The organism is Planctobacterium marinum, assembly GCF_020687805.1.
In the GTDB taxonomy this organism is placed as follows: Bacteria; Pseudomonadota; Gammaproteobacteria; order Enterobacterales; family Alteromonadaceae; genus Planctobacterium; species Planctobacterium marinum.
Genome location: NZ_JAJEWQ010000011.1, coordinates 7,829 through 22,934 on the forward strand (window position 1 = coordinate 7,829; position 15,106 = coordinate 22,934).

General features: G+C 48.0%; 16 protein-coding genes. 7 read left to right on the forward strand and 9 right to left on the reverse strand.

What is annotated here, in order from left to right; all coding sequences use genetic code 11:
* The first annotated feature begins 93 nt into the window (after window positions 1-93).
* Window positions 94-378, forward strand: a complete 285-nt coding sequence (tusA, locus tag LJ740_RS22300; RefSeq protein ID WP_229531353.1) for a sulfurtransferase TusA — start codon at window positions 94-96, stop codon at window positions 376-378.
* A gap of 3 nt (window positions 379-381) precedes the next feature.
* Here tusA and LJ740_RS22305 read toward each other — a convergent pair whose 3' ends face one another.
* On the reverse strand, window positions 382-1,326 hold the full coding sequence (locus tag LJ740_RS22305) for a LysR family transcriptional regulator (RefSeq protein ID WP_229531354.1): 945 nt from the start codon (window positions 1,324-1,326) through the stop codon (window positions 382-384).
* 120 nt (window positions 1,327-1,446) lie between these two features.
* On the opposite strand from LJ740_RS22305, the gene LJ740_RS22310 reads away from it, so the two are divergent.
* On the forward strand, window positions 1,447-2,340 hold the full coding sequence (locus LJ740_RS22310; protein WP_229531355.1) for a DMT family transporter: 894 nt from the start codon (window positions 1,447-1,449) through the stop codon (window positions 2,338-2,340).
* A gap of 9 nt (window positions 2,341-2,349) precedes the next feature.
* On the opposite strand, the gene LJ740_RS22315 is transcribed toward LJ740_RS22310, so the two are convergent.
* Both LJ740_RS22315 and LJ740_RS22320 read right to left on the reverse strand, forming a co-directional pair.
* Window positions 2,350-2,640, reverse strand: a complete 291-nt coding sequence (locus tag LJ740_RS22315) for a YebG family protein (protein ID WP_229531356.1) — start codon at window positions 2,638-2,640, stop codon at window positions 2,350-2,352.
* A gap of 52 nt (window positions 2,641-2,692) precedes the next feature.
* A complete protein-coding gene (locus tag LJ740_RS22320; RefSeq protein WP_229531357.1) occupies window positions 2,693-3,664 on the reverse strand; it encodes a helix-turn-helix domain-containing protein in 972 nt (323 codons plus the stop codon).
* A gap of 116 nt (window positions 3,665-3,780) precedes the next feature.
* On the opposite strand from LJ740_RS22320, the gene LJ740_RS22325 reads away from it, so the two are divergent.
* On the forward strand, window positions 3,781-4,176 hold the full coding sequence (locus tag LJ740_RS22325; RefSeq protein ID WP_229531358.1) for a rhodanese-like domain-containing protein: 396 nt from the start codon (window positions 3,781-3,783) through the stop codon (window positions 4,174-4,176).
* 15 nt (window positions 4,177-4,191) lie between these two features.
* On the opposite strand, the gene LJ740_RS22330 is transcribed toward LJ740_RS22325, so the two are convergent.
* The 6 genes from LJ740_RS22330 to LJ740_RS22355 all read right to left on the reverse strand — a co-directional run bounded on the left by LJ740_RS22330 (window position 4,192) and on the right by LJ740_RS22355 (window position 9,895).
* Window positions 4,192-4,881 carry a helix-turn-helix transcriptional regulator gene (locus LJ740_RS22330; protein WP_229531359.1) on the reverse strand — a complete coding sequence of 230 codons (690 nt, stop codon included), beginning with the start codon at window positions 4,879-4,881 and terminating at the stop codon, window positions 4,192-4,194.
* 77 nt (window positions 4,882-4,958) lie between these two features.
* Window positions 4,959-5,504, reverse strand: coding sequence for a heme NO-binding domain-containing protein (locus tag LJ740_RS22335; protein ID WP_229531360.1), 546 nt, complete (start codon window positions 5,502-5,504; stop codon window positions 4,959-4,961).
* Between the two features lie 56 nt (window positions 5,505-5,560).
* Complete coding sequence (locus LJ740_RS22340; protein ID WP_229531361.1) at window positions 5,561-6,301, reverse strand: esterase family protein; 741 nt, start codon at window positions 6,299-6,301, stop codon at window positions 5,561-5,563.
* Window positions 6,302-6,306: 5 nt separating this feature from the next.
* Window positions 6,307-7,470, reverse strand: a complete 1,164-nt coding sequence (locus LJ740_RS22345; RefSeq protein WP_229531362.1) for an ATP-grasp domain-containing protein — start codon at window positions 7,468-7,470, stop codon at window positions 6,307-6,309.
* Between the two features lie 32 nt (window positions 7,471-7,502).
* Complete coding sequence (locus tag LJ740_RS22350; RefSeq protein WP_229531363.1) at window positions 7,503-8,627, reverse strand: alpha/beta hydrolase-fold protein; 1,125 nt, start codon at window positions 8,625-8,627, stop codon at window positions 7,503-7,505.
* 38 nt (window positions 8,628-8,665) lie between these two features.
* Window positions 8,666-9,895 carry an ATP-grasp domain-containing protein gene (locus LJ740_RS22355; protein ID WP_229531364.1) on the reverse strand — a complete coding sequence of 410 codons (1,230 nt, stop codon included), beginning with the start codon at window positions 9,893-9,895 and terminating at the stop codon, window positions 8,666-8,668.
* A 344-nt stretch (window positions 9,896-10,239) separates the two neighbouring features.
* Between LJ740_RS22355 and LJ740_RS22360 the strand changes: the two genes are divergently transcribed.
* From LJ740_RS22360 to LJ740_RS22375, 4 genes are all read left to right on the forward strand, one after another.
* Window positions 10,240-12,147 (forward strand): CBS domain-containing protein, encoded by a 1,908-nt coding sequence (locus tag LJ740_RS22360; protein ID WP_229531365.1) that lies wholly within the window; start codon window positions 10,240-10,242, stop codon window positions 12,145-12,147.
* Between the two features lie 110 nt (window positions 12,148-12,257).
* Complete coding sequence (locus tag LJ740_RS22365; RefSeq protein ID WP_229531366.1) at window positions 12,258-12,464, forward strand: hypothetical protein; 207 nt, start codon at window positions 12,258-12,260, stop codon at window positions 12,462-12,464.
* Window positions 12,465-12,546: 82 nt separating this feature from the next.
* Window positions 12,547-13,434 carry a succinylglutamate desuccinylase/aspartoacylase family protein gene (locus tag LJ740_RS22370; RefSeq protein WP_229531367.1) on the forward strand — a complete coding sequence of 296 codons (888 nt, stop codon included), beginning with the start codon at window positions 12,547-12,549 and terminating at the stop codon, window positions 13,432-13,434.
* A gap of 134 nt (window positions 13,435-13,568) precedes the next feature.
* On the forward strand, window positions 13,569-15,068 hold the full coding sequence (locus LJ740_RS22375; RefSeq protein ID WP_229531368.1) for a S10 family peptidase: 1,500 nt from the start codon (window positions 13,569-13,571) through the stop codon (window positions 15,066-15,068).
* Window positions 15,069-15,106 lie beyond the last annotated feature (38 nt).

A 15,106-nucleotide genomic window follows, 5' to 3' on the forward strand; every position in this document is an offset into this window, starting at 1 on the left:
CTATCGTCAGCCTGGCTGATCTGATTGAGTACCTGAAAGACAAGCCTGAGATGGCGCAGCATCTGGAAAATATCACTCAATACCGTGCCAGCTATGGTATCTGAAGTTCAACCTGCGCAGCTAGCGGAAGCGCACAGTCAGAACGCCACTAAACACCTGGATGCATTGGGGCTAAGATGTCCTGAGCCAGTGATGATGGTGCGTCTGGAGATCCGCAATATGCAGGACGGTCAAACCTTGCTGATCGATGCTGATGATCCGGCTACCAAACGCGATATCCCCAGTTTTTGCCGGTTTATGGACCACACTCTGGTGGCCCAACAAACTGAGCAAATGCCTTATCAGTTTCTCATTCAAAAAGGCCACGTTCAGGCATAACTATCAAGGGGGCAGCGTTGTGGCTGCCTGTTCAACATTGCTGGCTCCCTGAAGGTTGTGACGCTGTGTTAAATGCCGGATAAAGGCGTTGACACTGTGGTTGTGGGTTTTTGGTTTAGTCACCAACAGGACGCCTACTGACAAAGCTAAATCTGCCATCTTAATTTCCGCAATTTCGCCGCTATCCAACTGAGACTGCACGGAGATTTTGCTGATCGCGGCGATACCGGTGCCACCTGCCACGCAGGCTTTTATTGCCTCGATACTGGTAAATTCAATCAAGGTACCGGTCATTGCACCGGCCTGAATCAGGGCTTTCTCAAATCGGTTGCGGTAGTAACAACCCTGCTCAGTGAGTAGCAGGGTTTCTCCTGCTAAATCTGCCAGTGACACGTCGGCTTTGCCTACCAGCGGGTGTTTGGGGGAGGCCACCACTACGACAGGCTCTTCACCCAGAGCCTGTTGCTTTAACCCCGCAAGCTGATGGGTGGCACTGACATCCGTATCATCAAAGATCAGGGCAACGTCTATTGCTTCGTTCAATACTAATTGCCTCAATTGTTTTACGGCAACAGGTTGCACCTGAATATGGGTATCGGGGAAAGTTTGATGAAAATTCCGGATAACCTCGGGCAATCGATAAGTCAGCAAGGTTTCGTAGCCGGCGATACGCACTACCGGTTTAACGACAGAATCGCCTTTGACTGCCAGTGTTGCTTCGTCACGAAGGTTAAACAGCTTTTCGCAATACTGCTGTAGTTTTAGTCCGGCCTCGGTAAGGGCGACACCGCGTCCGGTGCGTTTGAACAGGCGGGTCTGTAATTCGTCTTCCAAAGCTTTAATTTGATTGGTAACCGCTGACTGCACATAGCCCAGATGAGCCGAGGCATCGCTAAAGTTCTGAAACTGTGCGGCAGCTCTGAAAGTACGAAGTTTCTTAAAATCCACTATTGTTCGCCAATTTGTAATCTCTAAAAATGATATCTGACTTTATAAGATATTAATATAAATAAAATATGGGTTAGGTAATAATGCTTTAGCTCATCTAATAACGGGATCAGGATAATAATGTCAGACAGGCTTCAGGCAGCAATATTTGCCTCACTATGTGTTTTGTTGTGGGGACTTATCCCGGTTGTGGCAAAGACCGGGCAAATCGGGCTAACCAGTGAGCAGTTTCTGTTTTTTTCCAGTTTAACTTCCTTTCTGGTGATGTCAGGCGTGGCATTGCTTAGCGGGAAATGGCATCAGGTAAAGGTACTGAGGATAAATGACGGACTAAAAATAGTCGCCAACGGCCTATTAGGTACCTGGTTGTATTACTGGTTGTTGTATCAGGGATATTCGTTGGCTGATGGGGTGGAAGTGCTGGTGACCCAATATACCTGGCCGGTCACCATCTGTGTTCTGTCGGTGCTGATCTTAAAAGAACAATGGCACAGGTATAAAAGTCTTGCCGTTATTTTTGGGTTTAGTTCCGTGGTGTTGGTTTTAACTAAGGGGAATTTAAACAGTGTTACAGTGAGCGAGCCGGTGGCAATCTTCTGGGTGTTTGTGGGGGCCACCAGTTTTGCCATGTTTTCCGTGCTCAGTAAATATTTTCACTATGAACCCATAACATTAACCACTCTCTACTTTGCCGTTGCGACAGTCGCATCCGGGGTGCAGTTAAGTGTAACTGGCCAATGGGCATGGCCTGCTTCAGAAGGCTTGTTGCCGATAATTGTTAACGGGGCATTGGTCAATGGGATCTCATATCTGTTGTGGATATGGGCCATTAAAAAGGCCGATATGAGTTTCGCCACCACCTTCACTTTTGCTACACCCTTGATTTCGCTGCTATATCTGGTGCTGTTCTTCAATGAAGCTTTTTTAGCGGTTTATGGCATTGCATTTTTACTGGCAACCCTGGCTGGCTTTTTTGCCAATAAAGGGCCGCCAACTCTACCAAAAAGCTCCTGACAAGCTACGTCAGGCTTTTTTCGACTGCAGTGCTACGACTTCGGCTTTTTCTTCTTTTAGCAGGGAGTCAGCTTCAACACCCTTAAACAACTTATTCAGATTGTCTTTGTTTTTTGACAGGGTGATAGATAAATCTTCCATCTGGCTTTCTTCCAGCTTGATACCTTTGGCTTCCAGATAAATGGCGAGATTGTCGGCCACTTCCAACATCTTGTCGTACTTATCCGCTTCTTTTTTGTCAGTCGTAACCAACTTTTCCACCCCTTTGTGCTCCACTACATATTTAGTGATTACCGCCATAGGTAAACCTCAACTTTGATACTGTTAATATATACAGTTATCAGTATGACCTTTAAGCAGATTTTTGCAAGTCTTTCTCTGATTGTTGATTTACTTTAAATTGTTCCCGATACCGGGTGGGGGTGATATTTACCAGGTTGCGAAAATGGTGACGCAGTGTCATGGCATTGTCGAAACCGGCAAACTGTGCCACGCGCTCGATATTGTGCTGGGTTTCTTCCAGAAGTTGTTTAGCTAATGCCACACGCTGTTCAATTAACCAGGCGTTGGCGCTCATATTAAATGTAGCGCGAAATTTTCGGTCGAAGGTGCGCCGCGACATGCTGGCCTGTTGTGCCAGGGTATCAATGTCGAGTTTTTGGTCCAGGTTGGCGATGGCCCAATCCAGCGTTTCACTGAACAGGTTACGGCCCCGGTGTACCGGTTTATCCACGTATTGCGATTGACCACCACTGCGGTGGGCTGCCAGTACCAGGCGGCGGGCGACTTTATTGGCAATATCATGACCATAATCCTGACGGATCACTTCGATACCCAGATCAATGGCGGCAGAACTACCGGCTGAGCAGCCTATTTCACCATCGTATTGATACAGCACGTCGTCTACATACTCACAGTCGGGAAACCGGGACTGAAAAGCCGCTTTATACATCCAGTGAGTGGTGGCTTTGCGACCACGCAGCAGACCTAATTCAGCCAGTAAAAACGCACCGGAACAGAAGGTAAGTAAGCGTTTACCCTGGTAATGCAGCTTCATGATGGCGCTTTTGAGCTCCGGGGAAATCTCTCTGGGCTGACTGCTCCAGGAAGGGATCACCAACATATCATAACCGTCCAGGTGGGTGACATGTTGGCTTTGCAGTAAGATGCCACCTGTCGCCAGCAATGGGTCCGATTCAAAACTAACGATATCCGTTTGATACCAGTTTTCAATATCGGGCCTGGGCAAGGCGAAAAGCTCTGTTGCACAGCCTAATTCAAATAATGCCTGACGACTGAAGGTTAAAATGGCTACGCGCTTCATAACAATTCCCATTAAATATTTGGCCAGATATTAACGAACAATTGTATATAAGCCAATTTTAATTTGTACGGTTTTTACTCATACTTTCCCGGTGTTTTTATCAAAGGAGAAATACCATGGCATCACCGGTAGCCAGAATACCTGCGGCTTCTTCCAATCGAGCGTTGGCGCACTTTGAGGCCTTACTGGAGTTTGAAACTGATTGTTGGGATGTGCACTTCGCCATGAGCAATCAGCGTCAGGACTTTGTTTTACTGGATGTCAGGGCCGAAAGTGTATTTCAGTCCGGGCACATCAAAGGCGCGGTAAATCTGCCTCATGGCAAAATTAATGAACAGAGCATAGCGGCTTATCCCGCTGAAACCCTGTTTGTCGTGTATTGTGCCGGTCCTCATTGTAACGCCACTGAAAAGGCTGCCATCAGGTTGGCAAAACTGGAGCGGCCGGTGAAGAAAATGATCGGGGGCGTTACGGGTTGGGTAGATGAAGGCTTTCAGCTACACACTTGTTGAGTGAACAGATAATGCTCATCCATAACTGTCACAAACCGTGCTGAGAAAGTGTTTAAGACTGCACTGAGCGCTGGTGGTAAATGACTGATCGGTAAGCTGAATATCGCTAAACCGGTCAAAGCGAAAATTGCGATAATTGTTGCGCAGTTCACACCAGGCCAGCAATGTCCACTTGCCAAACCAACCGATAATACCCAAAGGCCAGAGAATGCGTTCGCTCGTCTGGCCTTGTTGATCCTGATAGGTAACGGCAATTTTGAACTGAACTTCGCAGGCCTTTCGCAACAAGGCATGAGTCTCACGGTAAGGGGCGTCTTCTTCAAAAATCGGGATGCAGTAAGGCTGTCGCTCTAATAGCAGTTTCGTGGACTCGGGTAAGACGGCTTTGAACTTGTCGGTGGCTTTCTGGGCAGCCAATGCCAGGCTGGGATCGGTAAAGGCCTGAGTCATCTGACTTCCCACTAACAGCGCCAGGGCTTCTTCCGGGGTAAACATCAGTGGCGCCAGCTGATTCTGTCGCCCCAGCAAATAGCCAATGCCGGGTTCACCTTCAACATTGACTCCGGCAATTTGTAGCGAGCGGATATCTCTGTATACCGTGCGGATGGAGGTTTCCATCACATCGGCGATGGCCTCTGCGGTAATGGCGGTACGGCGGCTGGCTAGTAGTGTAAAGAGACTAAATAGACGTTCTGCTTTTTTCATGTGAGACGCTATGTTTCGACCTGTTGCGCAGAATCATACCTGGTTTGCGGTCAGAAATTGTCAGTAGTGTGTTTTGGTTAGTCATTTAGCACAATATCGAATTGAATGGCTGCCTGTCCCTGCCATTGAGATTCAGATTTAGTCACATTACCCTGCACCTGAAAATGGGCCAGCGTACCTTTAATCAGGCCAATCGCCAGATCTTCAAAGTGCCGGGAAGACTGGTAATACATTCGCAGATGCGTGTCCGACAGCTGTTCATGAAAAAACTTAGGAAGCTCTGCATCCGGATAAAGTTTTAATACTTCGACGTGAATGTAGCCGTCAATATTGGACAAAAAGTCAAATGCGTCCCTGGCGTCAGCAAAGAACTGTGGATAGCCTTTCACAAGCTGGCCCAGCAGGTGATTGCCAAACGCTTCCAATAACTCAGGTACAGCGATGTTGGTTTGTTCGCTCAGGGCCACCACCAGGCGCACAATTTCTTCATGATCATAAGTCCCTACGGTGGTGTAGGCTCCATCGTTGGGGAGTTTTGCAGCATCGATAATGTCATCCAGTACTTCATCTGAGAATACCTCTTCCACCATATCCATGAACTCGGTAAAAACCACACCTTTCACTTTTGGCTCTCCTTACGCTTGTGTTGTGTTGATAAATGGCATTTCTTCATGGCCTTTCATTGGATGATATGAGGTAAAAAGTGCACAAGTTGTTTGCGCCACCAGGGCCAGTCGTGGTCGACATCATGACCCCAAAAATCCACCCAGGCATCTACCTGTTTTGCCGCCAGAATTGATTTCATTGTAGCGGTATCATCCATCATCTCATCTTCCCAGGCTCCCTGGCCGACACAAATGATGATCTTACTGTTCTGGTATTTGCTCAGGTACCAGGGATCGTTCATATTGGGCAGATAATCCAGCGGAGAATTGAAATAAAGTTGTTCAGTGCCGTAATTGCGTCCCAGCACTTTTTTGATGTTGTACACACCGCTGAATGCCAGCACCGCGTCAAAAATCCCCGGCTCTTTGAAAAAGAAATTTGCAGCATGATAAGCGCCCAAACTGCAGCCGTGAGTGGCGATGGCAATTTTGCCGCCGCATAGTTGCCAGATAAAGGGCACAACTTCGTCGGTCACGTAGCGATGAAATGCTTCATGTCGGCCACCAATGTGCTCATCGCTGGTTTGCTTATTCAGCCAGGTGTCTTTGTCTATGCTGTCAATGCAGATGAACTTAACCTCGCCGTTGTTGATAAACTCCGAGGCTGCAGCAATCATTTTGAAATCTTCAAATTCGTGAAATCGCCCGCCAGAGCTGGGAAATACCAACACCGGTTTACCATAATGGCCATATACCTTGAGTTCCATTTCCCGGCCAAGTCGTTCGCTGTACCACTTGTGATATTCAATATGCATGATGCTTAAACCTTCTCTAACATGGCGTGACAAATGGCCAGCATTTCTTCTTTTTCATGACAACAGAAAATATAGCAGTACTGTCCCATAGCGCGAGAAAATACCTGAGGGACATCGCCCTGATAGCGGATCAGGTGGCCAAATTTTTGCTGAATGTCCTGGTGACTCAGTGAATATTGATAGTGATGCTTGCGACCCACATAGGCACAATAATGATTAATGCTCAGGTGTTGCGTGGGGGCATTATGACACAGGGCATTAGCCCATTCATCATAGAGGTTTGCATCCATGGCGAAGTTAAACATATCCATCGCCCGTCCACCGGGCGGGCGCATGTTCACTTCCAGACAAATCAACTTGTTATCTTTGTAGCGCCGGAAAAACTCAAAGTGGAAAAACTGCATTCTGAGGTCGTATTCCTGCAGCACTTTTTTGCCTTCTATAATGAGGTCGTCGGGTATCTGGCGATCGTAATAGTAGTAAATGTCCAGGTCTTTATTAACGATATCCATTACCCCCGAGGAATAGGTGCAGGACATTAAAAACAGTGGATTGCCATTGTAGTCCACCATGCCATCAAAGGTATAAATATCGCCTTCTACAAATTCTTCAAAGAAGAAGATTGCATCGCCTTTGATACGCAAAAATTCTTCCAGATCGCCGTGATTACTGATTCGATAGGTGCCCGATGCGCCCACACCTTTATCCGGTTTGGCCACCAGGGGATAGCCAAATTTTTCCACGAACGCATGGGCCTGTGCTGCACTTGCCACTACCGCCCCTTCAACAACTGAGCAGCCCGCCTGCCTGAAACGGCGTTTCATATCAGATTTATTTTTGACATCCGGCAGTATGCTTTGATTGATGCCAGGTATATTAAAATCGGTTCTTAAATGAGCTTCCAGTTCCAGCCAGTGCTCATTGTGAGCGTTAATCTGGTGAATGCGGCCATGTTTGTGAATGAGGGCGGCAACGGCGCGATAAACCTCGTCGTATTTTTCCAGCGAACTGACCTGATAGTAATCTGACAGGTTGGCTACCAACTGAGGTGGCAGACTTTCAAACGGCGCATCCGATAAACCGATCACATTGACGCCGCGTTTTTTAAGGCCTTCGCAGAATAAATAATAGTTAGGTGGAAATTGCGGAGACAGAAAAATAAAATTCATTGTAACCCCTCAGGTTCCGGTTAGACCTTGTGTTATTTGTGATTGCCGAACATAAACGTGAGCGGTCGCCAGACGCGTTTTGCCCAGGCCGCTTCGTTATGCCATGCGCCTTCATCTTTAAACCACATTAGATTATTTCCTTCCCGATAGCCACGTTCCTGCAACACTTTAAGCATGTTCAGACAGCCGGGCATCAGTTTGCGCTCTAAATCTTGTGTGCCGTTGTCCAGATACAAGCGGGCATTGAGCTTGTGTTTTGGGTTCGCCTTTACCATTTGCCAGGCGTTCACTACAACCGTGGTTTTGCCCCAAAATAGCGGTGACAGGCAGGCAGCATGACCAAATACAGATGGATAATACCAGGCAGCTAAAAAGGAAATGAGTCCACCCATGGATGAACCCATAACCGCTGTGTGTTTTTTACTTTTTAGCGTGCGATAGCTGGCGTCAATCATGGGCTTTATTTCTTCTACGATAAACCTCAGGTAGTCCCGGCCTTTCTGGTTGTCGGCGTATTCTTCCAGTCTGTCTTCGGTGTTGTACAGGCCGACTATAATCGGTGGTGTGATTTGCCCCTGAGCGGCTAACGATTCAATGGTTTCATCCATGCGCCAGTCGCTGTGTAAAAATGCGGTATTGGGGTCTACCAGGTTTTGCCCATCGTGCATATACAACACCGGGAACTTCCTGGTGGGGTTGTTTAAATAAGCGGTGGGCAGCCAGACAATCACTTCCCGCTCGCGAAAGCCCTTGCCGCTGATGTGCCCCAGATAATCTACCTTGCCGACTATGTGATCCTGCATAGGAGGCGGATTGTTGTGCCAGTGGTTTACCGATAAGTGTAGTTCCATATCGTCATTGGCCACCACCCGAAAGTTCTGTTTTGCGGCAATTTCGTTGAGGATGGCTTCATTTTCCCAGGTACCGTCGGTGATCTTGAATTCCAGGCCGGTGCCCCTGGGTACTTTCAGGCTATTTTTCCAGATGCCATTGTGATTGTGCAGTGGCAAACCTTCCGGTTGCCAGTTGCCAATACTGTGGTGATTACCGGTTACCCAGAGCGCAGGTCCCTGGTGTTCGGCCTCGACGGCAAAATTAATGGTGCTGGTGGCTGTCATTAAGCGATGCGGTTTCTCATTGATTGTGTATTGCATCATACTGATAATCAGCGCCGAACCAAGCACTCAAATGTCATTTAGCGATGATTGTCATTGATCCATTGTTGTATCAATTGTCGGTAGTGAGAAATAAATTGCTCCTGTTCATGTGCTGGAAATGTCTGCTGCACCGTGGATACGATAATCTGATCAAATTCCCCGGAGCGGGTAAAATGCCACATGACTTCGTCGAGATCCTTAAGCGCACTGTGACGAAACTCCCAATAGCGTTCGGTTTCCAGGTGTTGATCCGCCAGTTTGGCATATTCCCGCAGTTTCTCTTTGAAACTGCGCTCTGAGTCGGCAATCTCGTAATAGGGTTTAATATCCATAGTGACATGCATCGGCCGCTCAGTGGCGATGCAGAACATAGACCAGGCGTACAATGATGAAATCGCCCAGGGAAAATAATAATGCAGGCTGGTGAGGGCGATATCCGGGCAGGCATTGGCAAAATCCATCGGCCAGAGTTGCCCGTCTTTGTATATGGCTTCACAGGAATTAAAGTCCCAGCGGAAAAAGGCGTTGATCACTTTGGTGGTGAGCAGCGCTTCCTCATTGGTGTCATCATCCACCACCTTATCCGTCAACACATAGCGCAGATGTTGTGGTTGCGCCGGGTCGTATTTGAAGCTGCGCACATCGGGACCAATACCCAGGCAGCGCACAAACACATCAAAATTATCCAGCCCTTTTTGAATGTGCATCAACTCTTTATCTGATGCGTGATATGCCGCCATCAATTCCTCTTCGTTATCCACCCGGGTAACCCCGCGCCAGCCTCCGCCATCGAAGGGCTTCATAAATATCGGATAACCGATGTTTCGGGCAATCTCTGGTAAATCAAACAGATCGTGATAACGGGCGGCGGTGGCCGTGTATTTCTTGTTATCCGGACCCACTTTGGGGGGTAAAAACCAGGTTTCAGGGACATTAAAGCCCAGCCGCATCATGGCGCAGTAGGCACTGTGTTTTTCCATACTCTGAAAGGTAAACGGATTGTTGAGCAGGTACAGGTCGTTCATCAGCGCGGCTTTTTTCAGCCACTCTCTGGGCGTAAAGTGCCAATACGCCAGTCGGTCTATAACCAGATTGTAACTGGTACCGTGTTGCAGGCTAAAAGGATGTATACGCACCCGTTCGACGTCGATTGCGGTTTCCTTACCCTGCCAGTTACACTTTTGCCCCATCCAACGCGAGAGTCCTTCGAACGCGTTGGGCCAGTCTTCCTCATCGCCTAACAAGAGTCCTAATTTTTTATGGGTCATATCCTGTCCACCGTGGCTGTGGTTATTCGATAAAGGTGTAGCCGCTATTTAGGGGGATAGCAAACTCCAAACCGGATTTGTGGTACTGACTGTGCAAATAATAATCATGGGCTGGTGGCGACAGTTTCCCTTTACGTAAACTGAATGTCGCTGCAGCCTTTAAACTGTAAGGGATTGCCCCGTTAAAAAAGCGTTAACAAATGAAAAAATTGTGCGTATAGTCAAATTACCTTTGTTGTTGTGCAGCGCCTTTTTAAGCGAGTGCTGAGGCCTGAAAAAACACAACCAATGATTGCTGTTAAGTATTTGGTACGCATTAAAATCAGAGAAACAAGGAGGCTGGGATGGGCCAGCATGAAGTCAGTATAAATCGTTCCGCAGATGCGATTCGTTTGTTTATGCGGCATTTGCTCAGGGATATCCAGGCGCTGGAACAAATGCTGGAAAACGACATGTTCGAAAAGGACAAAAGTCGGATTGGTGCGGAGCAGGAATTTTTCCTGGTTGATTCTCACATGCGCCCGGCATCGGTGGGGCATGATTTATTGACCGCGCTGGATTCGGACTATTTTACGCCAGAGTTAGCCTTATTTAATCTTGAGGCCAACCTGGATCCGCAAGAGTTTGATGCGCTGAGTCTCAGACGCATTGAGACCCAGCTTAAAGATCTGACCCAAAAAATCCGTGATAAAGCCAATGAAATGGGCGCTTATGTGGCCCAGACCGGTATTTTACCCACCATCAGCAAGTCTGACCTCAATCTCAACAACATTACCCCTAAACCCCGCTATCGCATGATAAATGAGGTGCTTTGCGGTATGCGCGGTGAAGACAGCCGTCTGAATATTGAAGGCCTGGATGAACTGATGTTCACCCACGACAATGTGCTTATTGAAGCCTGTAATACCAGTTTTCAATTGCATTTTCAGGTAACACCGGAAGATTTTGCCACCTATTACAATATTGCCCAGGCCATCAGCGGCCCCTTGCTGGCACTGGCGGCAAACAGCCCCATATTGATGGGCAAACGGTTGTGGCATGAAACCCGAATCGCCCTGTTCCAACAGGCAATCGATACTCGCTCCGCCAACAAAGCCAATCGCGAGCAGGAACCCAGAGTCTGGTTTGGCAATCATTGGGTTAAAGAATCGGTGCTGGAATTGTTTCAGGAAGACATTGCCCGCTTTCGGGTGCTGTTTGCACAGGATATTGATTGCGATCCGTTCGATGCGCTGGAGCGCGGTGAAGTTCCTAAATTACAGGCGCTGTGTTTGCACAACGGCACCGTTTATCGCTGGAATCGCGCCTGTTACGGGATCAGCAATGGCAAGCCGCATTTGCGCATAGAAAATCGCATATTGCCGGCAGGCCCAACGCCGCTGGATACCATGGCAAACAGTGCCTTTTATCTGGGGCTGTTGTGTGGCTACAGCAAGGAAGTCGGGGACATCTCTAAATGCATGGATTTCTCCGATGCCAAACTGAATTTCAACAATGCCGCCAAGCATTCAATGGACACGGACTTTCACTGGTTTAAAGGCAAAAAATACGGATTTGAAGATCTGGTGTTGCAGGAGCTGTTGCCATTGGCGAAAGAAGGCCTGAGAGACAGGGGCATTGATTCCGGCGATATCGACAGATATTTGGGCGTGATTGAAGAGCGCACCAGACACAACCAAAATGGTGCCATCTGGATGTTGCGCAATTACAACACCATTCTGGATAAGGGGCTGAAAAAAGAAAACGCCTGCCGGGTACTGACCGCATCTATGCTGAACCGGCAATCTTCCGGCGACCCGGTGCACACCTGGAACGACATTACGCCACCTGAGATTAGCGCCATCAAGCAACATAACCAGCTGGTGGAACAGGTGATGTCTACCGACATCTTTACCGTGCACCCGGATGACCTCATTGATTTAGCGGCGAAGATCATGCACTGGAATCATATTCGCCATGTTGCAGTGGAAGACAACGGCAAGCTGATCGGCGTTGTGTCCTATCGCAGTATTCTGCAGATTTATGGCAAATACGCCGCCCGCGGTGATGTGCATCTTGTGCCGGTACAGGAAGTGATGAGTAAAGAGCCTATTACTATTACGCCCACCCATACCATTGACGAGGCAATGTATCTGATGCGCACCCATAAAGTGGGGTGTTTACCTGTGTTGTCGAAAGACGGCCTGGTGGGCATGTTGACCGAAGCGGAATTGATGGATGAATTTTCCAAGTGGTTAGAAAAGGGCGGTTGAACAACACAACCCGGTACGGTTGACAGTCCGGTGAAAAACTGGACTTTTTTCCGGTTCATTTTTTCATCTGTCACGGTATGATGGCAGCAGTTTGAACATCAGGGAAAGATATGAAAAACACAAAATTGATTGCCCGCAAAGTGGCATTTGTTTGCTGCCTACTTGTTGCGATTCTGCTGATTGCCAGAGCCAGTTGGGCAGCGTTTGGACAAGGTATCAGCTTGATCATCCATCCGGAATACGTGTCTGGTTTGTTGCTGTTAATTGTCAGCCAGTTTCTTGCTCCGCCGGAAGCCACATCTGTAAAAAGTGAATAAGCTATTTTTTCAGCTATTGCAGGTCGTTTACTGATAAACTCCCATCTTCACAGAGGATGATGTTGGATATGTGGGAGTTTTTTTGGAACGGGTTTTCGCGGAATTAGATAGTGGTCAGCCAGGCCCCTTGATTATAGTGGTTGCCGCACTTCACGGTAACGAGCACGTTGGTTTTCGGGCCATGGATCGATTGGCCGTCACACTTAAAGCAACAGATTTTATTGGTAAAATTGTCGGGATAACCGGAAATCTTATCGCCGCAAATCGCAATGAGCGATTTATTGAGCGGGATCTCAACCGATTTTTTGTGTCTTACTACCTCAATGCCGCCCATTCAGATGTGCCCGAATGGCACGAAGCGCGACATCTTATCGATCATATTAATGGCTTTATCGACGCGCATCCTAAAGACCAGGAAGTGTATTTGCTGGACATGCATTCTATGTCTGGTCATGGCACACCTTTTACCTGTTTTCCGCATACTCAAAACAATGAACAGCTTGCCCAGCAATTGCCACTGCCGGCCATTGCTGATCTTGTGGAAATTTTACCCGGTACATTAACCGCTTATTATGCTGACAAAGTGACCAGTACCATAGTGGTGGAATGCGGTCAGCACAATGCCGAAATAACGCAGGTGGTGGGAGAAAACGCACTGGCCTGTTTTTTACGGGTAACTGGCTGCCTGATCAATCTCGAGCGGTACCGCGATGCCGATTCTTTTTTGCGATTTCACACACAAGGCGCAGCTCAGATCTTTACCCGGGTGAAATACCGTTATCACATTGCGCATCAGGGCTTTTTTGAGATGTTGCCAGGCTTTGAAAACCTGCAGATGATTGCGCAGCAACAATTGCTGGCCAATGACAAAGGCGATGAGGTGCGGGCTCCCTTTAGTGGTCGCATGGTATTGCCCAGCTATCAAAAGCAAGGTGATGACGGTTTTTTTATTGCTGTTGATGACGTCTGAAACACGCCCTGAGGATATGCTGTTTATCGCAAAAATCAGGACATTAACAGCAATGCTATTGCCTGAAACCGGGCAACTATTATAGTCGCGGAGCTAATCAAAGTTTTTAAAAAATATAACGAAAAGGCGAATAAATGAAACGGAAAACAAACTTGTGGTGCATGCTGCTGATAGCGTTAGGTAGCCTGCAGGCAAATACCATTTTTGCCGGTGAAAGTGAGCAAAAAACAATACCTGACCCCGTCGTCTCTGTTACTCAGCATCAGGGGAAGTTTAACGGCGTACGTATGGACTATACAGCGACTGCTGGTGAAACCCCGTTAAAGAACAAAGAGGGTGACGTTACCGCCCAGATATTTTCAGTCAGTTACGTGAAAGATGACGTCAAAGATACGTCTAAGCGCCCGGTTGCCTTTATCTTTAACGGTGGTCCGGGATCGGCTTCCGTGTGGCTGCACATGGGCGTATTTGGCCCAAAGAAAATCGTCATTCCCAGTGATGCTGAAGATGATGGTGCTGCCCCCTTTAATTTGCAGGACAACCCGGACACTGTGTTGGACGTAACTGATCTGGTGTTTATTGATCCGGTTGGAACCGGGTTTAGTCGGGTTGTGGGCAAAGGCGAAACAAAAGACTATTGGGGCGTAAAAGAAGATGCTAAATCCATCGCGCAGTTTATTCGCATTTGGTTAAGAGAAAATGGTCGTTGGAACAGTCCCAAATACATTGGCGGTGAAAGCTACGGGACAACCCGTTCAGCCGCGTTAATTGAAGAACTGGAAGGGCGTTGGGACGATGTCTCCATTAACGGTATTCTTTTGATATCAACAATCCTGGATTTTACTATTGATACCTACGACCAGGGCAATGAACTGCCGTATATGGTGCAGTTGCCGACTATGGCTGCCACGGCCTGGTATCACAAACAGGTGGAAACTGACCTTTCGCTGGCGCAATGGGTCGATGCCGCCCGTAATTTTGCCTTAAGAGAGTATGCGCCTGCATTATTGCTTGGCTCTTCCTTGCAGGGCGAGCAACGGGATAATATCCGAAGCAAGCTGGCTCAGTTTACCGGACTGTCAGAATCTTATCTGGAACGGACCAATCTCAGAGTCAATTATCAGCGCTTTAACAAAGAGTTGTTGCGTGATGAGGGGCTTGCTTTGGGGCGGCTGGACAGTCGTTTCAAAGGGGTTGAGTACGATGATGCCGGTGAATACCCGGAAACCGATCCTTCATTTTACGGTATAGATGGCAGTTACACGGCGGCACTAAATCACTGGGTGCGGGAGGGATTGCAGTTTAATCCTGAGCGCGAATACACCATTATCGGAGGCGTTACCCAATGGAACTGGTCATTGCAGGGTGAAGGCAAGCGCCAGCCGTACCTCAATGTTGCTCCCTACATTGGTAAGGCAATGCGTGGCAATAAAGATTTGAGAGTGTTTAACGCAGCCGGATATTACGACTTTGCAACGCCATTGTTGGGGGCGGAATACGCCCTGGACCGCAACGGCATTGACCCTCAGCGGGTAACTTACAAATACTATGAAGCGGGCCATATGATGTATATTCATCATCCCAGCTTTCAACAGTTCTTAACGGATGTGCGCGACTTTATTCAGGCCCGATAAGATCTGATTTGCTGGCAGGCCTCCGATCGGAGGGCCTG